This is a genomic window from Aquirufa beregesia (assembly GCF_011090385.1).
GTDB lineage: Bacteria > Bacteroidota > Bacteroidia > Cytophagales > Spirosomataceae > Aquirufa > Aquirufa beregesia.
This window is the reverse complement of record NZ_SEWW01000003.1, coordinates 205,741-224,783: the sequence shown is the minus strand read 5'-3', so window position 1 is coordinate 224,783 and position 19,043 is coordinate 205,741. Positions and strand designations below refer to the sequence as shown.

The following is a 19,043-nucleotide window of genomic DNA, read 5'->3' as shown; positions in this document are numbered from 1 at the left end:
GTTACTCCCAAATATGTATAATTCAATACGTATCTGCAAATAATAAATGCAATTTTTTAATGGCATAATATCATTTACCAATATACGGCTCAAAATGACTGTATATTAAATTATGTTGGTACAATAGAACTGTGTTAAGATTCCATTAATTTGTGATTATGAGTTAACGTCTCCCCCACCTTAACTTTTGTAGCAAAAAAATAAACTAAAAAAGCAAATAAAAATACCCATCAAAATAAACTTTCTTAGAAAAATCCTAAAAACAATATTCAAAATGAATTTATTAAATTTGAGCTATGAATAGCTTCGACCCTAAAAGCATACTAGCTTCTCTACCAGAAGAACCCGGTGTTTATCGGTATTTTGATGTGCATAATACCATCATTTATATAGGAAAAGCCAAAAACCTAAAAAATAGAATTAGCAGCTATTTCGTTAATCCGAAAAATCACGACACCAAAACAAGAAGACTAGTCCAACAAATCAGCAAATTAGAATTTACCATTGTGCATTCTGAATTTGATGCTCTTTTATTGGAAAATACGTTAATCAAGCAATTTCAGCCCAAATACAATATTCTTTTAAGGGATGACAAAACCTACCCTTTCATCTGTTTGAGTCATGAACGCTTCCCTCGCTTACTAACAGCTAGAAGAATCGATCACAAGATGGGAACCTACTATGGCCCCTTTGCCAATCCTAAATCCATGAACGCCTTATTGGAAATGTTGCACCAGCTATTTCCTATCAGAACCTGTTCCTTGGCTTTAAAACAAAGCTCCATAGATGACGGAAAGTTTAAAGTATGTTTGGAATATCACATTGGCAACTGTAAAGGCCCTTGCGAAAATTTACAAAGCGAAGACGAGTATTTACAATACATCGAACAAATCACCCAAATCCTCAAAGGGCACTACCAAAAACCCAAACAGTTTTTTGTGGAGAAAATGCAAACCGCTGCAGAAAAGCTAGCTTTCGAACAAGCCCAAGAGTGGAAAGAAAAGTGGCAACTCCTAGAAAACTTTCAAGCTAAGTCCACTGTTGTGAATCCGGCGATTCACGATGTAGATGTGTTTTCCATCGTTTCAGATGAACAACTTTCCTATATCAACTTCATGAAAGTGATCAATGGTACGATTACTCAATCCCAAACTTGGGAAGTAAAGAAAAAATTAAATGAGGAGGAAGCCGATGTATTAACGATGCTCATCTGGGAAAAAAGAGATGAATTTCACAGCAGTGCCAAAGAAATCATTTCCAACATTCCCATGGCCATTGAATTTCAAGGTGTCAAAAACAATATTCCTCAAATGGGGGATAAAAGAAAGTTGCTAGACATGTCTTTAAAAAATGTCTTGTATTTCAGAAAAGAAAAAGCTGATCGGAAAGCTGCTGAAGAAAGTGGTGGCGATCGTAAAATGCGCATCCTCTTAACCCTTAAAAATGATTTACATCTAAGTAAATTACCCCAAAGAATTGAATGTTTTGATAACTCCAATTTACAAGGTACTAACCCCGTCTCTGCCATGGTTTGCTTTTTGCAAGGTGTACCTGCCAAAAAAGAGTATCGACTATTCACACCCAAAACCGTGGAAGGACCTAATGACTTTGCCACCATGACTGAAGTAGTGGGCAGAAGATACTCTCGCTTATTAGAGGAAGAAGCTGAGCTTCCCGACCTAATTATCATCGATGGAGGGAAAGGCCAGTTAAGTGCCGCTTGTGATGCCTTAAAAGCCATTGGGATTTACAGTCAGATTCCCATCATTGGAATTGCGAAAAGGTTGGAAGAAATCTATTTCCCAGAAGACAGCCTTCCCCTATACATTGATAAAAAATCAGAATCGCTTAAACTGATTCAACAGCTGCGCGATGAGGCTCACCGATTTGGTATCACCGCCCATCGAAATAAACGCAGTAAGAATTTTATCGTAAGCCATTTGGAAGAACTGGATGGAATTGGCAAATTGACCGCCCAGAAACTATTGAAAAAATTTGGCACGATCAAACATATCGATGAAGCGCCTATGGAAGAACTAGAAAAGGTCTTGGGAAAAATGAAGGCTTTAAGCTTGAAGAATCAAATCAAAAATTGGGTGGATTAAAATCTAGATTTCTCTGCACCCAAATCAATGTTTTTGAAATGACGATAAACTTGTAAAATAATGGCCAAGGCAACGGTCATTTCACATACACCAATCACTAATACAAATACGGAAAAGACCATTCCCTGCATTTGATCATCCTGACGAGAAAAAGCAATTAAATTTAAGTTCGCGGCATTAAGCATTAACTCGATCCCCATCAACACAAATATCATATTGCGCTTGAGCAACATAATGCCCAAACCTATAGAAAACAATAAGGCACTTACTATCAAAAAATAGCTTAATGGAATATCATTCATGGTGTTTCGCAATATAAGTGGCCCCCACTAATGCAATTAAAAGAAAAACCCCTGCCAATTCAAAAGCAAAGGAATATTCGGTCAATAAGGCGAGTCCTAGATGTGTCAATTTAGAAGATCTCTGCATCTCTCCTGAAACAATACCAAACGAGGCCATGGATCGATTAAGGATCCAAAGCAAACCCAAGAATATAGAAAGACTGATGGAAAAAGCCCAAAAACGTCCAGATTGCTTGGTCCACAAATCATTATGTGTCTCATATTGGTCGGCTCTAGTATTATGTGTCAACATGATACCAAATAGAATTAATATCAGCACACCACCCACATAAATGAGTAAATGGGCCACCGCCATTACGTCGGCATAGGCCATGACGTATAAACCAGCCAAACCTAACATGCATAAAAACATAGCTAAGGCAGCATGCAATAGATTTTTTGTCCATGCCATAGCCAAGCCGCTAGCACATGTCAATCCAGCCAATACCAAAAATGAAGCAATCATTGGATTCATGATTCTGTGGTGGGTGGCTTAGGTTTAAAACTTGGTTTAAATACAGGCTTAGCTGCTAGCTTTTCCTCTTCAGCGGGAGGGGCCTCTTTCGGCACCTCTGCCTTAGGCTTAAAGCTTGGCTTAAACACTGGCTTGGCAGCAGGCTTCTCTTCTTCAGTAGGGGCATCCGTTTTCACTTCCTCCGCCTTAGGCTTAAAGCTTGGCTTAAAGGCTGGCTTGGCAGCAGGCTTCTCTTCTTCAGTAGGGGCATCCGTTTTCACTTCCTCCGCCTTAGGCTTAAAGCTTGGCTTAAACACTGGCTTGGCAGCAGGCTTCTCTTCTTCAGTAGGGGCATCCGTTTTCACTTCCTCCGCCTTAGGCTTAAAGCTTGGCTTAAACACTGGCTTGGCAGCAGGTTTCTCTTCTTCAATAGGGGCATCCGTTTTCACTTCCTCCGCCTTAGGCTTAAAGCTTGGCTTAAAGGCTGGCTTGGCGGCAGGTTTCACTTCTTCGGTAGGGGCATCCGCTTTCACTTCCTCCGCCTTAGGCTTAAAGCTTGGCTTAAAGGCTGGCTTGGCGGCAGCAGGTAGGTCAGATATTTTTGCATCTACTGGACTGCTAGCGGCTTGTTTCAATGCTTCTTTTTCTGCGACAAACTGCTCATACAATTGCTTCTTTTCAGCCGCCTGTTCTGGACTTAAATTGGCAAAAGAAAAATTGTGCTCCTTGACATCAAATACGGAGAAATCATATTCCGATGTCATCGTTAAGCATTCGGTAGGACAAACCGTCGTACAAAGCCCACAAAAACAGCATTTCGACATATCGATGTCAAATTTAGCGGCATATAGACGAATAGGAGAACCGTCGGAGGTATAACCAACCAAACCCGTAGCTTTGATGGGTTCTATTTCAATACAATCTACTGGACAGACCTTGACACATTTATCACAGACAATGCAATCGTCCATTTCATTATGCAATTGATACCGACCATTGACAGGAGTGGGAATTTCTTGATGGGGATATTGTAACGTAAAAACACCTTCATTTAACTTGAAGTAATCCGCATTTTGTACATTTTGAATCGTTCTTAGTTTCCTTGCATTCCAAGCGTGTTTCCAAGTTAAAGCCAAGCCTTTCCGCGTACTAGAGATAGCGGATTTAATGTTTTGGAAATAAAGGGCTATGGAGGACATCATTAGAAATAGATAGCTGGGAAAAGCCCTGGATCAGACTCTCTCATCATTTCATATATCGTATCTACCACATTCTCTACATTAGGCTTAGAGAAATAATCGCCATCCGAGCTATAAGCTGGACGATGTGGAGGCGCGGCTAAACAACGAGCAGGGGTATCTAACCAAGCAAAGGCTCCTTGTTTATCTAACACTTCTTGCATCATATAAGCGGTAGTTCCACCTGGCATATCTTCATCCGCAAAAAGCACCCGATGTGTCTTTTGAATCGAAGCGGCAATGCTTTGTGTTCGATCAAATGGCAACAAAGTTTGAACATCAATCACTTCGACCGAAATACCCATCGTAGACAAGGTTTCTGAAGCATCCATCACAATCCTACACATGGAACCATAGGTAACAATCGTAATATCAGTACCTTCTCTTAATACCTCTGGTATACCAAGAGGTACGGTAATCTCATCTAAATTTTCAGGCAAAGCTTCCTTCAGCCGATAACCATTTAAGCACTCCACCACAATACCGGGGTCATCTCCTTTCAACAGTGTCCGGTACATACCTGCTGCCTGAGTCATGTTTCTAGGTACACAAAAATGTATCCCACGTAGTCCATTAATCAACACGGCCATCGGACTCCCTGAATGCCAAATACCTTCTAAACGATGGCCACGAGTCCGTAAAATCATAGGAGCCTTTTGTCCTCCAGCTGTTCGATAATGCAAACAGGCTAAGTCGTCCGACAAGATAGGGAATGGATAAAAGATATAGTCCAAATATTGTATTTCAACGATAGGTCTCAACCCTCGCATGGATGCTCCAATACCTTGACCCACAATACTTATTTCTCGAATTCCCGTATCGGTAATTTTTAGATCCCCAAATACCTCCTGTAATCCTGCCAAAGTTTGGTTGACATCCCCTATTTTACCTACGTCTTCCCCTAAAATGAATACACGTGGATCCTCTAAGAAATGTGCAAAACTTTTATTTAAAATCTCACGACCATCTACGAAAATCGCCTCTTTTTTGTAGATAGGTTTTACTGGACTTACTAGCAATGGAGAATGTACGGATTCGCTGATTTGGTGTGAACTAAATCTTCTCCGATTTCTTTCTTCTAATTCACTTAACCATTTCCTCAACAATTTTACTGCTGGACCCTGGTAGACCCGAAACGCCCTTAACGTTTTTCTTCCAGCACGCACTAAATCACTGAATATAGGATAAGGCAGCTGTTTTAATTCATCTAAAATCGGGGATAATAGATTCCCTTCATTGGTAGATTCCATTAAATTTTGGGCTACCCGTAAAAATGCTTTTTTATCGGGTTCTATTGAAGCCATATAAGCCGAAAAAGCTTCCTTTTGGTACTTTCTTGCTTCCAATACGGCTGCTTCTTCGATCTCCTTTAAAGCTTCCTCACTCGCAAAACCTTGATCCAAGACCCATTGGCGAAATAAAACATTACAATCCACCTCATGCTCCCAAGCTAATCGGTCCGCTGATTTATAACGTTCATGTGAACCAGAAGCCGAGTGCCCTTGAGGCTGCGTACATTCAATCACATGAACTAAACATGGCACAAATTCTTCTCGAGCTAATTGGGCTGCTTTTTGATAAGCCTGAATCAAACCAGGGTAATCCCAGGCTTTCACTTGGATGATCTCCAATCCTTTTTCTTGATCATTCCGCTGGAAACCGGCTAAAACTTTAGAAATAGAAGACTTAGTAGTTTGATATTCAATGGGTACAGATATACCATATCCATCATCCCAAACGGAAAATACGATGGGGATTTGCAAAACCCCTGCCGCATTGATGCATTCAAAAAACATCCCTTCCGATGTAGAAGCATCCCCGATGGTCGTAAAACATACTTCTTTGCCATCTTTGGAAAAATGCTCTTTTAATTCGGACAAATCCTCTCTAAACTGATACATTTTAGAAGCATAGGCAATCCCCAATGATCTAGGGATTTGCATGGCAGTAGATGAAACTCCCGCTACAGAATTGTATTGATTCGTTTGATCTAACCACTCTCCCTTATCATCCAACCAGCGTGTCGCATGATGATTATTCATTTGTCGGCCCGCCGAATGAGGATCGAATTGTCGATCTGGATGCCCATAAAGTTGAGCAAAATATTGCGGCCAAGTTAAGTCCCCAATCGCTACTCCAATGGTTTGATCCCGATAATAACCTGATATATAATCACCCAATCGCATAGAACGCGCAAGGGCTATTTGGCACAATTCTTTACCGTCGCCATAGATACCAAATTTGGCTCGACCAGAAAAAACTTCTTTCCGTACTAGTAGGCTACATTGCCTGCTGATGACTGCCAAACGGTAATCTTCCAACACTTTGTCTGGATTGAATTCAATCTCAACACGTGAAAATTGGGTTGGCTTTGGTAGAATCAAAGGAGATTTGTTAAAATTTACGAGGTAAAAATACGATAAAATAATCGTGAGCCAAATACTGAGTCCTTCAATTCTTCGATAAAAAATAAGTGAATTCTTTTGCTGAATCTTTGCTTTGTTATAGCTTTGCTATACATACATTGAAAAATTTCAAACGAAAAAGCATGAAAAAATTAATTGGTATTTTGGCTTTGTTAGTAGGTTTTGCATTTCAATCCAACGCCCAAGGAGCTCTTAAATTCAAAAAAGAAAAGCACGATTTCGGTACTATTGCCGAAGGAGTTCAAGCGACATACAGCTTTGAATTCACCAACACAGGCAATGCACCTGTGGTTATTTCCAATGTTCAGCCTTCATGTGGATGTACTACTCCAGATTGGACTAGAGAACCCATCATGCCAGGTAAAATGGGAAAAGTAACTGCGTCATACAACTCAACAGGTAGACCTGGAAACTTTAGCAAAACGATTACGGTGATAAACAATGGTTCTACTTCTCAGATCATTTTGATGATTTCAGGTTCTGTTAAACCGAAAGCTTAAGGCTTGTTTTATCTCAAATAAAAAAGTCTCCTTTCTCAAGGAGACTTTTTTTTATGTCCTAATCCCGATTGATCAGGGCATCATTGGCTTTCTTCTGAGTTAGGCCATTAATCCAAGAAGCAATTTTCAACACGTCTTTGGCTGGCACATGCGACATGGGAGCCATTTCCGTAGCAAAGTCTGGCCAATTTTTAGGATTAGGTTTATAGACCAATGCCAAAATTTGCTTATCGCTATACTTACGTTTTGAAATATCCGTAAACGAAGGACCTATTAATTTTTCTTCCCTAGCATGGCAGGCCACACAAGTATGTTTCTTCAATAAAGCCATGGCCTCATTATCAGATATAAGCGTAGTTGTCTTAGCCGGATCTACTTTAGACATTTTTTTCTCAAGGGCTACTTTCTCTACGATTGGGCTATTCGATGCATTCAATAGCACTTTATCTCCCGCAGGAATTTGATTTAAGGTATAATAGGCCGTTTCGTGCAACAAGAGCTCTCCTGCCTCATTTTTCACACCAGTCAATTTAAATTCATGGATGAAATATTGACGAATTTGATCCAAAACGACACGAACTTTCTTTTTATCCGCAGAAACAACAATGCCTTTAATAGCCAAATCTTTCACATCCACGATCGGACTACCGTATTGGTGATGGTATTTGTAGATATAGGATCTCAAAGCATAAGATGCCGCCTTTTTTACAGAATTTACATCTACGGCTTGTGTAAAGCTAATTTCAAATCCATCTGGACGGGCCTCAATCATATTGATTTCGAAAGGAGTTAAACCATTCCAAACCAAACGCTGTAAGCCAAAATCATCTTTGCCCGTTGAGCCCCATCCTCTGGAAGTCATACCCACAAACATGCTTCCATCTAAACCAAATCGCTCTCTCAAAATACCCGACTGAAATCCTTCTCGGTAATTAATACAGAACCCTTGATAAACACCATTCACTTTTTCTAAGCCCATACGCATCACTTTGGATTGTCCTTGGTCAGCTACAAAATACTGACCAGGGAAGGGGCTAAATTTGCCGCCTGTGGTATCTTGTAAAATATCGGATGTAGAAATTCCCATGATGGCATGAGGGAACCATACGGCAGGGAGCTTCAAGTTTTTCACTTTTTTAGCGGCTTCAAACATAGGTGAACCATTGTCTGGAATTTCATCTAAGGTCAACTTAAAGGGGCTATTCGGTTCTTTTGCCCACTTTAACCCCCCAGGATTACCTGCAAAATCTCCTTTCGCTAAATGAGTCACTCGACCCGATCCAACCCAGTCTCCCTGATTTTCCCCATAAAAAATATCCCCCTCTTGGTTGATACTATAGCCTGCCGGAGAGCGTAAACCTGCTGCAAAAGGCTCTAATTTCCCATCTGGACTAATTTTCACTAACCAACCTCTCCATTTAGAAAATTTACCTTCTCCAAACCCCACCCAGGCCAAATTGAGTGTTACCCACATATCACCGTTTTTATCAAATACAGGACCATAGGTATATTCATGATAATTTCCAGAAAGTTGAAATTGATAAATAGGCTCATACCGATCTGCTACTCCATCTCGATCGGTATCTGTTACTTTAGTTAATTCACCTCGCTGAGAACAATAAAATGCACCATCTTTATAGGCCAATCCTAAAATTTCATGCATCCCACTGGCAAATCGACGATAATAGGTTTGATGGCTTTCTTTTTGATAAGGATTATCAATAATCCAAATTTCCCCACGACGGGTACTTACACCCAAACGACCATCAGGCATGGTCGCAATTCCTCCAATTTCTAAGTATATATCTTGAGGAATCGGTAGGGTTTTAATTTCATAAAAATCCTTTTCTGTTTTTGCTCCGGGATTTTGTGCCCAAGCTAAACTCGAAATGAATATGAATAAGATGCTAACTGTATGTTTCATGTTAAAATAAGGTTTACCAAATCACTTGATATGAAATACTATTTCCTTCTACAGGAATACGAACTTGTTGTTTCCCATTAGCGAGATTTTGAACCGTTTCTGGGCCACCATTCCACTGAATGAAATACTGATTCTCATTGAGACTAATCAAACCAGGCTGAACTTTTACCACAGATGCACTAGTTCCTAAGACTAAATCAAAGGTCGGCTTTGTTCCCTGCGCGGGCTTCCAACTGATGGTTCTTGTCCAACCTGTTCCTGTTGAATTAGGCACTAAGTTATCTTCTAACATGACATTGTTCCATTGGTATAGAAAAACTGGGCGACCATGTTGAATCCGGTATCCTTTATACATCCATTGACCATTATTGACAGAATCTGGCTGTGCTTGACCACTCGTCACCAAAGGAAACTTACCATCTAACACCTGATTTAAGCCCAATGGCTCCGATGTTTGAGGCTCTCCTCTATTTTCCCACATTTGAGTGGCATTAAGAAATTTCCCTCTCCACACTTGCAATATGGCACCTTGATTTAAATCATAGGAATAATGTACTCCGGAAGGATCTCCCACATGGATGACGTGGGTCTTTTTCACTCCTTGGTGAAAAGCAAAAGAACGCTGATAAACGGGTTCTGCCTCTGCCTTTACTTCAATTAATCCGACCGCTTCTGGATCAGGCAAGGATGTACGGGCATGCAATGCCACTAGGTGCGAACCAATACGTTTGACAAATAATCCCAAAGCTCTATTTCCCCAAGAGAAATCTTTACTAAAACTTAACTTAAGCTGATGCTTTCCAGCACTCAATACTTTGGAATGACTTACTCGGTCTGAATACCAATAATCTCCCTGGTTCAGCACTTGCCCGTCCACTTCTAAACGACCCTTCCCTGTCCAATGGCTAATAAATTCATAGGTATCAGACTCTGGAACATTCAATTCTCCTTCATACACCAACAAAAAGTCCTTCTGAACTTTGATCGTCTTTCCTGTTATTTCTGTGGTTTTACCTTTTAACAAAGGTGGAGCATTATTCGCTTGTAAATTCGTAAATACTCCTTCGTAGTAGGTATAATTCAAGTCGCCTAAGCTAACTGTGGGCCTTTCGTATGTTTCATACCGTAAGTTTTTAAAAGCGATAGGACCATGATCTCCTTGAATGGTGATGGGACCCAAAGCAGCTTCTTTATCAAACAAAGAACCACGTGTCATTCCCGAAACTTCCATGTTTTCTTGAACTAGAATTCCATTCAAAATCACTTTTTTGAATATGGCATTTTTGATTTTTTTACCATTGGCATCAAAGCGAGGTGCTTGAAAATCGATCTCAATGGTTTGCCAAAGTCCTGGAGCTTTACAAGCATTTTGTCTTGGGGCGTAACCTTCATAGCCTTCATTTCCTTTACCTCGGGCATCATTCCATCTTTCATAAATACCTCCGCAATCGCCAAATTTCATGCGTTGTTTTTTACCATAAGAATCCAGCAATTGCACTTCATAACGACCTTGTAAATAGATTCCTGAATTGGCTCCTTTAGGAAGCATAAAATCTAGAATTAAGCGTATATCCCCATGATTTAATTTGAATTTTAAATCATCGGAACGTTTGTATTTACCGTTTCTTAACGTGTTGAGCAAGACCCCTTTGCCTAGGCTAACTTGAAAGGAAGTATCGGTATAATTTGCCTTAACGGCTTGCTCGATGGTCCAATTGGTACTTGGTTGGTCAAATGCCCGCAGGTCATTGAGTGGAATCTCCTGTTGAGCCCATGATACACATGGCATTAACAGTAAGAGGAAAAGTTTTTTCATTTTTTTAAATGTAGGTTTGGGTAATCTATGGTTTAAATTTCTATTCTACCGCAAAATCAATTGCCCACTTCATCGGCACAATTGGGAATATGGTAGAAAATTTAGGAGAAATATAAGAATTATTAAGTTAATTTGAGTTCCATGTACCCTAAAAACGATGTCAAATAAAATTTTTAGATTTAAACCTATTTTACTGCATGTCATATTCTGGGCATGTTTCTTGGCCTTGCCCTATTGGATGCGACCAAGTCCTAATAGCACTGATCCTCAGGCATTACAACGGTATAATTCTTGGACTTACTTTTTTGTTGCCTTTGCTTTCAGTAACATTCCGTTTTTCTATTTAAATACGGAAATTCTTATTCCTAACATTTTAAAGAAAAAAGGGATTATTCTTTACTTGATTTTACTTTCAGTTGCTATTCCAGGTATGATCTGGGTCTATTATGAATTGCAAGAATTCATAATTATTTCAGATCATGTCAAAGGTCGTGGAGGCGGATTTAGAAGAGGGCCATTTATGGGTACTATTTTCCAGTTATTATTCATCATTGCCATTGGCGTTTCCTATCGATTCTTGTCGGATAATTTGAAAGAAAAAGAAATTCAAAAAGAAGAAGAAAATGAGCGATTAAAGTCTGAATTATCTTTTTTGAGGTCACAGATAAGTCCGCATTTCATGTTCAATGTTTTGAACAGCATCGTTTCTCTATCCAGAAGAAGGCCCGAAATGGTGGAATCAGTGGTTATCAAATTATCGGAATTGATGCGCTATATGATTTATGAGACAACGGATGCAAAAGTAGCAATTAGCAAGGAGATGGTATATTTAGAAAATTATATTGAGTTGCAGAAAATCCGTTTTGGCAATGATATTGAAATTACCTTTAATCATAAATTGGCCGACACGCCTAATTCCATAGAACCCATGTTATTGATTCCCTTTGTGGAAAATGCTTTCAAACATGGAGTAGGCATGGTGCTTAACCCCATCATTGAAATTACCTTATTGGATGACCGCGAAAAATTGTATTTTGGCGTTCGAAATAAAGTAAGTTCTCAAATAAGTGAGAAAAAAGATGATAGCTCGGGCATTGGATTGACCAATGTTAAACGTAGATTAGAATTGCTCTACCCGAATAAGCATCAATTAAAGATCACCGAAGAGGGAGAATACTACCAGATTGAATTAGAAATCCAACACGTTTAATTATGTCAGAAGAGGAGTCAAATGAAAAATTTACGGAAGTTTCTTCGACCATTTTACGCTGTATTGCGGTGGACGATGAGAGTTTGGCATTGGATTTATTGGAAGATAACATCGCCAAAATTCCATTTCTGAAACTGGAGGCTCGTTGTCGCAATGCCTTTGAGGCAATGGAATACTTACAAAAATCCCCCGTTGATTTAATCTTTTTGGATATTCAAATGCCTGGCCTAACGGGAGTTCAATTTTTAGAGGGGTTAACCCAAAAGCCCATGGTTGTCTTTGTGACGGCTTACCAACAATATGCAATTGAGGGATTTAATTTGGATGTGGTTGATTATGTATTGAAACCTATTTCATTTGAACGTTTCCTTAAGGCTACCAACAAGGCCTTGGATTTCTATAAAAGCAAGAAATCAACAAGCCAACATAGCACAGATATCACTAAATTAGAATACATCTTTATCCATGCTGATTATTCTTTAATGAAAATCATGCTAGATGATATTTTATACATTGAAGGCTTGAAAGACTATATCAAAATCCACTTAAAAACTCAGAAATTTCCCGTGGTTTGTCGGATGACGATGAAGTCGATCGAAGAGAAACTTCCTTCCACTGATTTTCTTCGGATTCATAAGTCGTTCATTGTATCCTTAAAAAAAGTGGAATCCATCCGCAACCAAAAAATTAAGATTGGGGAAAATCATATTCCTCTGAGTGAAAACTATGCCGAGCATTTCTACCAAACCATTGGTTATCAAAAGCAGTAAGAAGGTCTACCTGTAGTGCTTAATTCTCTTTGAGGCATCCTTCATTCCTCATTAAAAAATGTAACTTTGGTTTTTGGTAACATCAACCTATGTCTATACTCAAAAAATTAGCTGGCGAAACCCTTTCTTACGGATTCAGTACCATTCTAGGTCGGTCGCTCAATTTTTTACTGGTATTTGTACATACATGGGCATTTTTACCGGCTGAATTAGGGATCAATGTCAAACTCTATGGATATATGGCGATCGCCAATATTGTCTATATGTATGGCATGGAAACTGCTTATTTTCGCTTTGCCAAAGAGGCTCCTCAAAAATATTACAACCTTATTTTATCCGCGATCATCGTAACTTCAGGTTTATTTACGTTGATCTTATTTCTATTTTCTGACCCTCTGATGGCGCAATTAGGCTATGCAGGAAAAGGTGTCTTTTTAAAGTGGTTGGCATTGATTTTGGCCATTGATGCTATTACCGCTATTCCTTTTGCAAGATTACGTTTGGAGCAAAAGATCAAGAAATTTGTATTGGCTAAAATCATTTCGATTTTAATTAATGTGGGGCTAAATCTGGTCTTTTTAGTAGGTTTAAAACCGCTGCATGAAGGACAATGGGGTGATATTGGGCCTCATTTTTTACGAGATCTATACGATCCGTCCATTGGAGCTGGATATATATTCATGGCCAATTTAATTGCCAATGCCAGTTTATTTTATTGGTTGGGAGCAGAATTTAAAGCTTATCGGTGGGAATGGGATTGGAAAGAATTTAAATCACTGTGGATATATTCCTATCCCATTATGTTCATGAGCTTAGCGGCCATGTTCAATGTGATGTTTGATCGATTATTACTTGAAGAATATTTGCCTGAAGGATTTTACCCAGGACAGACATCACAAGAAGCCTTGGGAATCTATGGCAATTGCTATAAACTTTCTGTCTTCATGAGTTTGGCGATTCAGGCCTTCAAATATTCCGCTGAGCCCTTTTTCTTAGGAAAGAAAAACAATGCTAATAATAAAGAAAATTTAGCTTTGGTAACGCATTGGTTTGTGATCGTCTGCACCTTTTTGTGGGTGGGGGTATCTTCTAATTTATTTTGGATACAGCAATTATTTTTGAAAAAGGCCATTTATTGGGAGGGCATTGGCGTGGTCCCTATTTTATTATTGGCCAATCTATTTTTGGGCATTTATTATACCCAATCGGTTTGGTTCAAGCAAACCAATAAAACCTATATGGGGACTATCATCACCTTGGTAGGATTGGCAGTTACGATTTTAGGAAATATCTATTGGATTCCTACTTATGGTTATATGGCTTGTGCTTGGTCATTTCTACTTTCAAGCATAATCATGACATTAATGTGTTATTTAGGTGGGCAATTTTACGACCCAACACCCTACCGCTGGAAGGAGGCATTGGTCTATGTAAGTTTGGGCTCATTGTCCATTTATTCAGGTAAGAATCTTAGTCAAATTCCTCTGCCTATGTTCTTTACCCAAAATGCGGGATTATTTGTACTTTTAGTATTTCTCCTAGTAAAGGAATTTCAGTGGAATGGCGGGAAACCCAAGATAAAAAACAGTTAATTTTCTTCGATTCATGAAGCAAGATATTAAAATGCAATACTTGAGCCTTCGACTAAAACTTAGTCAGATGGTCACTCGTTTGCAGGAAAATGAAGGCACGATTCGTGAATTAAGGGAACAATTACAATTTGCTCAAGACAAGTTAGAACTCAAAATAGAGGAGCTGAACAAGTCGCAGCGGCGTTTAAAAGAATTGGAGAAAAACTTTAAAAAATCAGATAAAATTGTTAAAATTGTAGTTAATACAGATAACACAGCGGTACCGACTGCTGAACTGAAGGAAAAGTTAGACGAATATATCGTAAAAATAGATCAGTGTATTGAGCAATTGCGTCAACCATGAGCCAAAACTTACCATGTAACCTAATATTGGGCATTCAAACCATCGCGATGAAGGTTGATCCACAAGAGGAAGCATGTGTAAGGAATGCAGCTAATTTGGTTAACAGATTGGTCAAATACTATGAACAACAGACAAATAGTTCAGACCCAAGTGCAGTGATGGCTTTGGTCGCTTTGGATTTAGCCATGTGTGGCATCAAGTTCGATGAGCAGCATCGTTCATTAGAATCCAACATACTGAATGAAAACAAGCAATTGTTAGAATTGACTGAAATTTACGCCATATAATCCCCTTTTTCTTGATTCAGTTAGGACGGAACCAATGTAAATAAACCCACAGGTTCCATGATAATAGAAATAGTTATAGCCATCGTTTTTTTAGCGGGTGGTGTATTTACTGGAAAAGTTTTCTTTTCTAAAGTGAATAAAAACATAGAGGATGATGCCAAAAGAAAGGCGGAAGATATCCTCAAAAATGCAGAAATCTCTGCCGAAAATCTCAAGAAAGACCGTATGTTAGAGGCAAAGGAAAATTTCCTCCGCTTGCGTGCTGAATTTGAAGAAGATACCCAAAACAAAAAAGGGATTTTGGTTGAAAATGAGCAAAAATTACGTGAAAAAGAACGTCAATTGGCTCAGCAACAAGAGCAGCAAAGACAGGCTGATCAGGAATTACAATCTCAAAAGCAAAGCTTGCAATCCAAAGAAGAAAATTACCGCAAGAAATTAGAGGACGTAGAGAAAAAGCGAATAGAAGCTGAAGCCATGCTGGCTAATCAGATTAGTCAATTAGAAAAAATTGCTGGATTATCAGCGGATGAAGCGCGCCAACAAATCATGGATGCGTTAAAAGCAGAAGCTGAAAGTAAGGCTAGTTCATTGGTGAAACAAGCTATTGAAGAAGCTAAATTAACAGCCACGAAAGAAGCAAAAAAGGTGGTTATTGAAACCATCCAACGTACTGCTGCTGAAAATGCCATTGAAAACTGCGTTTCTGTTTTCAACATTGAATCGGATGATGTTAAAGGAAAAATCATTGGTCGTGAAGGTCGAAACATCCGTGCATTGGAAGCAGCTACAGGTGTGGAGTTCATTGTGGATGATACTCCTGAGGCTATTATTATTTCTGGCTTTGATCCTGTCCGTAGGGAGATTGCTCGTTTATCTTTGCACCGTTTGGTACAAGATGGACGTATTCACCCGGCTCGCATTGAGGAAGTAGTCAATAAGACAAAAAAGAATATAGAAGATGAAATCATTGAGATTGGAGAAAAAACGGTGATTGATTTGGGTATTCATGGTTTACATCCTGAGTTAATCAAAATGATTGGCCGCATGCGTTTCCGTTCGTCTTATGGTCAAAACCTATTGCAACACTCCCGTGAAGTAGCTAAATTATGTGCCACCATGGCGGCAGAATTAGGCTTAAATGCCAAGTTGGCCAAGCGTGCTGGTTTATTGCATGATATTGGAAAAGTTTGGCACGAGGAGCCTGAATTACCCCATGCCTTGTTAGGGATGGAGCTGGCTCAAAAATACAAGGAGCATCCTGAAGTTTGTAATGCTATTGGTGCTCACCACGACGAAATCGAAATGACATCCATGATATCACCTATCATTCAGGTTTGTGATGCTATTTCGGGTTCTAGACCGGGAGCTCGCCGTGAAATGATGGAATCTTACATGAAGCGTTTACGAGACTTGGAGGCCTTAGCCACATCCTTTGATGGGGTACAAAAATGCTATGCTATTCAGGCAGGTCGTGAATTACGAATCATGGTAGACTCAGAAAACGTTAGTGATGAGAAAGCCTCCAATTTATCATTTGACATTTCTCAAAAAATTGAAAAAGAAATGCAGTATCCAGGACAAATTAAGGTCACGGTTATTCGAGAGATGCGTGCCGTTAATTTTGCCAAGTAAAACCAAACGATTGATTATTTAATTGAAATATCAGTTTTCTGATTGGTTTATAGACTGGATTCGAGTAGTTTTACCCAACGCTGTCAAGGTTTAAAACCTTGACAGCGTTAAATTTTTACCCCCATTTTCAATGTTTAGCATGGAAATTCGTAGCCCACAAAATCCAGAAGAATGGGAAGCTTATTTTCAGCTTCGTTTCGAGATATTACGTGAACCTTGGAATCAAGCCTCAGGATCAGAACATCTACCAGATGATCAGGCTGCCATTCATGTCTTTGCCATAGAAAACAAACAAGTACTTGGTGTTGCCAGAATGCATGAATCAAATTCCCAACAAGGACAAGTTCGATGTGTAGCAGTAGCAAGTTCACATCAAGGTCAAGGAATTGGTAAACTACTTATGGATTATTTAGAACATAAAGCCAAAGAAAGCAACTGGAAAGAAATCATATTGGAGGCCAGAGAAAATGCCGTTCCTTTCTATACAAAGTTAGGTTATGTCATTGAAAAAGAGTCGTATCTATTATTTGATGAAATTCAACATTATACAATGAAGAAGATTTTCTAAAGCAAGAATTTGCTTCCATGTTAATTTTTGTAACTGAATCAAGCCACAATATCCATTTTTCCATTTGCCTAATTAAAATCTTCGATTGAAAATTCAACTATTTGATATTGTATCAATAATTTGAATATCTATTTCTAGTTATCAAAAAGTAGATTGTAAAATCATTCTGCATTCTTGAAATTAAACTCAATAAAATTTCAAGAATATGTCTGATTCCTTAGTTCAAATTTATGTTCATGCCGTATGGGCAACAAAAAAAAAGAGCCAATCATTTTTCCAGAATTGAAAGCTATACTTTTTAAGCATATTGAACTGGAGTTGGAAAAAATGAATTGCCGACTTATCATCATCAATTCCATGCCCGATCATATTCATTGCTTATTTTCAATATGCTCTACAAAATCAATTTCATACGTCATTAAACAGATTAAAGGGAGTAGTTCAAGATATATCAATTTGCAATATCCCCACTCCAATAAACTTGAATGGCAGATTGGGTATGCCGCATTTTCAGTCTCTAAAATGGCTTTGAAAAAAGTATATAACTACATAAAATTTCAGGATATTCGGCATGGATTTAAATCCATGGCTAACAAATAAAAAAGGCCAGGGTTTGAATCTTATTCGCCATAAATTTCAATTCATGGTTGTTAAATAAAAAAAAGCCAGGGTTTGAATCGAGGAATTAAGCATTCTCCCATATAAAATTCCAACGCGTTAGCCATGGATTTAAATCCATGGCTAACAAATAAAAAAGGCCGGGGTTTAAATCCCGGCCTTCCTTTATCCATCATTTCTTTCTAATGCGAATGTTCCAACCCTTGAGCACTCGGTATCTGATTGAATTCTACACCTTGTTTCTTTGCATCCTTAAATGCCTCTTTGGGTTTAATATTTAATATCTGAAATAATTCAGCATCTGATGTAGCATTTGGATTAGGAGTCGTCAATAATACATCTCCTGAAAATATAGAATTCGCTCCTGCCATAAAACAGAATGCTTGACCTTCATAATTCAATTCCAATCTACCAGCAGATAAACGAACGGCCGAATGAGGCATCATAATTCTTGCGGTAGCAATAACTCTAACCAACTCCCAAACAGTCGCTGTTTTTTGGTTTTCAAATGGGGTACCTTCTACAGGCACTAAATTATTTACAGGAACAGATTCTGGATGTTCTGGTAAATTAGCTAATGTCAATAACATCCCGATACGATCATCGATGCTTTCTCCCATACCAATGATACCTCCCGAGCAAACCGAAATTTTCGCCTTACGAACATTTCCTAATGTCTCTAAACGGTCATCATAGGTCCGAGTAGAGATAACATCTTCATAATACTCCTCACTGGTATCAATATTATGGTTATAGGCATATAAACCTGCTTCTTTCAATCGCTCGGCTTGTTGTTCACTTAACATGCCCAACGTACAACAAACCTCCATGCCTAGGGAATTTACCCCCTTCACCATGTCGATAACTTTATCAAAATCAGAATTATCCCTCACCTCTCTCCAAGCGGCACCCATACAAAAACGTGAACTACCATTTTCTTTAGCACGCAATGCAGCTTCAATGACCTCATTATAAGGCAATAACTTGTGAACTTTTACATTGGTATGGTATCGAGCTGCCTGTGAACAATAGGAACAATCTTCTGGGCAGCCTCCTGTTTTAATGGATAACAAAGTACTAATCTGCACCTCATTTGGGTCATGATATTGGCGATGAACAGTTGCCGCTTGATATACCAAGCCTAAAAATGGTTGATTAAAAATAGCCTCCACTTCGGCACGGGTCCAATTATTACGAATCATAATTCAAATTTTAG

17 protein-coding genes are annotated in these 19,043 nt (G+C 38.9%); 10 read left to right on the top strand and 7 right to left on the bottom strand.

Translation table 11 applies throughout. From position 1 onward, the window contains the following. The first annotated feature begins 296 nt into the window (after positions 1-296). Positions 297-2,105: an excinuclease ABC subunit UvrC gene (gene uvrC / locus EWU23_RS07020; RefSeq protein ID WP_166230209.1), complete on the top strand. Its 1,809-nt coding sequence runs from the start codon at positions 297-299 to the stop codon at positions 2,103-2,105. Here uvrC and nuoK read toward each other — a convergent pair. Genes nuoK through EWU23_RS07000 form a run of 4 tightly spaced genes read right to left on the bottom strand, consistent with a single transcriptional unit; the run spans position 2,102 to position 6,522 of the window. Beyond that, entirely contained in the window at positions 2,102-2,407 is a 306-nt protein-coding gene (gene nuoK, locus EWU23_RS07015; protein WP_166230207.1) for an NADH-quinone oxidoreductase subunit NuoK, read from the bottom strand. The genes uvrC and nuoK overlap by 4 nt on opposite strands. Further along, positions 2,400-2,921 (bottom strand): NADH-quinone oxidoreductase subunit J family protein, encoded by a 522-nt coding sequence (locus EWU23_RS07010; RefSeq protein ID WP_166230205.1) that lies wholly within the window; start codon positions 2,919-2,921, stop codon positions 2,400-2,402. The genes nuoK and EWU23_RS07010 overlap by 8 nt, the downstream gene beginning before the upstream one ends. Next, positions 2,918-4,102, bottom strand: a complete 1,185-nt coding sequence (locus tag EWU23_RS07005; protein WP_235942168.1) for a 4Fe-4S binding protein — start codon at positions 4,100-4,102, stop codon at positions 2,918-2,920. Before EWU23_RS07005 ends, EWU23_RS07010 begins: the two co-directional genes overlap by 4 nt. Then, on the bottom strand, positions 4,102-6,522 hold the full coding sequence (locus EWU23_RS07000) for an alpha-ketoacid dehydrogenase subunit alpha/beta (protein ID WP_205753105.1): 2,421 nt from the start codon (positions 6,520-6,522) through the stop codon (positions 4,102-4,104). Before EWU23_RS07000 ends, EWU23_RS07005 begins: the two co-directional genes overlap by 1 nt. 164 nt (positions 6,523-6,686) lie before the next feature. Between EWU23_RS07000 and EWU23_RS06995 the strand changes: the two genes are divergently transcribed. After that, positions 6,687-7,064 (top strand): DUF1573 domain-containing protein, encoded by a 378-nt coding sequence (locus EWU23_RS06995; RefSeq protein ID WP_166230203.1) that lies wholly within the window; start codon positions 6,687-6,689, stop codon positions 7,062-7,064. Between the two features lie 58 nt (positions 7,065-7,122). Here the strand turns inward: EWU23_RS06995 and EWU23_RS06990 are convergent, their stop codons facing one another. Next, on the bottom strand, positions 7,123-8,988 hold the full coding sequence (locus tag EWU23_RS06990) for a hypothetical protein (RefSeq protein ID WP_166230201.1): 1,866 nt from the start codon (positions 8,986-8,988) through the stop codon (positions 7,123-7,125). 13 nt (positions 8,989-9,001) lie between these two features. Then, complete coding sequence (locus EWU23_RS06985) at positions 9,002-10,804, bottom strand: family 16 glycoside hydrolase (RefSeq protein WP_166230199.1); 1,803 nt, start codon at positions 10,802-10,804, stop codon at positions 9,002-9,004. 157 nt (positions 10,805-10,961) lie between these two features. Between EWU23_RS06985 and EWU23_RS06980 the strand changes: the two genes are divergently transcribed. The 8 genes from EWU23_RS06980 (at position 10,962) to EWU23_RS14345 (ending at position 17,809) form a co-directional block, all read left to right on the top strand. Next, positions 10,962-12,014: a sensor histidine kinase gene (locus EWU23_RS06980; RefSeq protein WP_166230197.1), complete on the top strand. Its 1,053-nt coding sequence runs from the start codon at positions 10,962-10,964 to the stop codon at positions 12,012-12,014. A 2-nt stretch (positions 12,015-12,016) separates the two neighbouring features. Continuing rightward, a complete protein-coding gene (locus EWU23_RS06975) occupies positions 12,017-12,784 on the top strand; it encodes a LytR/AlgR family response regulator transcription factor (protein ID WP_166230195.1) in 768 nt (255 codons plus the stop codon). Between the two features lie 89 nt (positions 12,785-12,873). Further along, positions 12,874-14,376, top strand: a complete 1,503-nt coding sequence (locus EWU23_RS06970) for a lipopolysaccharide biosynthesis protein (protein ID WP_166230193.1) — start codon at positions 12,874-12,876, stop codon at positions 14,374-14,376. A gap of 13 nt (positions 14,377-14,389) precedes the next feature. Continuing rightward, positions 14,390-14,719 (top strand): hypothetical protein, encoded by a 330-nt coding sequence (locus EWU23_RS06965; RefSeq protein ID WP_166230191.1) that lies wholly within the window; start codon positions 14,390-14,392, stop codon positions 14,717-14,719. Then, entirely contained in the window at positions 14,716-15,006 is a 291-nt protein-coding gene (locus EWU23_RS06960; protein WP_166230189.1) for a cell division protein ZapA, read from the top strand. The genes EWU23_RS06965 and EWU23_RS06960 overlap by 4 nt, the downstream gene beginning before the upstream one ends. A gap of 57 nt (positions 15,007-15,063) precedes the next feature. Further along, positions 15,064-16,641, top strand: coding sequence for a ribonuclease Y (rny, locus tag EWU23_RS06955; protein WP_166230187.1), 1,578 nt, complete (start codon positions 15,064-15,066; stop codon positions 16,639-16,641). A gap of 139 nt (positions 16,642-16,780) precedes the next feature. Next, a complete protein-coding gene (locus EWU23_RS06950; protein WP_166230185.1) occupies positions 16,781-17,209 on the top strand; it encodes a GNAT family N-acetyltransferase in 429 nt (142 codons plus the stop codon). Positions 17,210-17,452: 243 nt separating this feature from the next. After that, a complete protein-coding gene (locus EWU23_RS14345; protein WP_166230183.1) occupies positions 17,453-17,809 on the top strand; it encodes a transposase in 357 nt (118 codons plus the stop codon). A gap of 200 nt (positions 17,810-18,009) precedes the next feature. Here EWU23_RS14345 and bioB read toward each other — a convergent pair whose 3' ends face one another. Then, positions 18,010-19,029, bottom strand: a complete 1,020-nt coding sequence (gene bioB, locus EWU23_RS06940; RefSeq protein WP_166230181.1) for a biotin synthase BioB — start codon at positions 19,027-19,029, stop codon at positions 18,010-18,012. Between the last annotated feature and the right edge of the window lie 14 nt (positions 19,030-19,043).

Excerpts from the sequence above, each read along its gene's own strand:
- EWU23_RS06960 (WP_166230189.1), top strand. The coding sequence starts at position 14,716 with ATGAGCCAAAACTTACCATGTAACCTAATATTGGGCATTCAAACCATC.
- EWU23_RS07010 (WP_166230205.1), bottom strand. The coding sequence starts at position 2,921 with ATGAATCCAATGATTGCTTCATTTTTGGTATTGGCTGGATTGACATGT.
- EWU23_RS06985 (WP_166230199.1), bottom strand. The coding sequence starts at position 10,804 with ATGAAAAAACTTTTCCTCTTACTGTTAATGCCATGTGTATCATGGGCT.
- uvrC (WP_166230209.1), top strand. The coding sequence starts at position 297 with ATGAATAGCTTCGACCCTAAAAGCATACTAGCTTCTCTACCAGAAGAA.
- EWU23_RS06980 (WP_166230197.1), top strand. The coding sequence starts at position 10,962 with ATGTCAAATAAAATTTTTAGATTTAAACCTATTTTACTGCATGTCATA.
- nuoK (WP_166230207.1), bottom strand. The coding sequence starts at position 2,407 with ATGAATGATATTCCATTAAGCTATTTTTTGATAGTAAGTGCCTTATTG.
- bioB (WP_166230181.1), bottom strand. The coding sequence starts at position 19,029 with ATGATTCGTAATAATTGGACCCGTGCCGAAGTGGAGGCTATTTTTAAT.
- EWU23_RS06950 (WP_166230185.1), top strand. The coding sequence starts at position 16,781 with ATGGAAATTCGTAGCCCACAAAATCCAGAAGAATGGGAAGCTTATTTT.
- EWU23_RS06975 (WP_166230195.1), top strand. The coding sequence starts at position 12,017 with ATGTCAGAAGAGGAGTCAAATGAAAAATTTACGGAAGTTTCTTCGACC.
- EWU23_RS06995 (WP_166230203.1), top strand. The coding sequence starts at position 6,687 with ATGAAAAAATTAATTGGTATTTTGGCTTTGTTAGTAGGTTTTGCATTT.
- EWU23_RS14345 (WP_166230183.1), top strand. The coding sequence starts at position 17,453 with ATGGGCAACAAAAAAAAAGAGCCAATCATTTTTCCAGAATTGAAAGCT.
- rny (WP_166230187.1), top strand. The coding sequence starts at position 15,064 with ATGATAATAGAAATAGTTATAGCCATCGTTTTTTTAGCGGGTGGTGTA.
- EWU23_RS06990 (WP_166230201.1), bottom strand. The coding sequence starts at position 8,988 with ATGAAACATACAGTTAGCATCTTATTCATATTCATTTCGAGTTTAGCT.
- EWU23_RS06965 (WP_166230191.1), top strand. The coding sequence starts at position 14,390 with ATGAAGCAAGATATTAAAATGCAATACTTGAGCCTTCGACTAAAACTT.
- EWU23_RS06970 (WP_166230193.1), top strand. The coding sequence starts at position 12,874 with ATGTCTATACTCAAAAAATTAGCTGGCGAAACCCTTTCTTACGGATTC.
- EWU23_RS07005 (WP_235942168.1), bottom strand. The coding sequence starts at position 4,102 with ATGATGTCCTCCATAGCCCTTTATTTCCAAAACATTAAATCCGCTATC.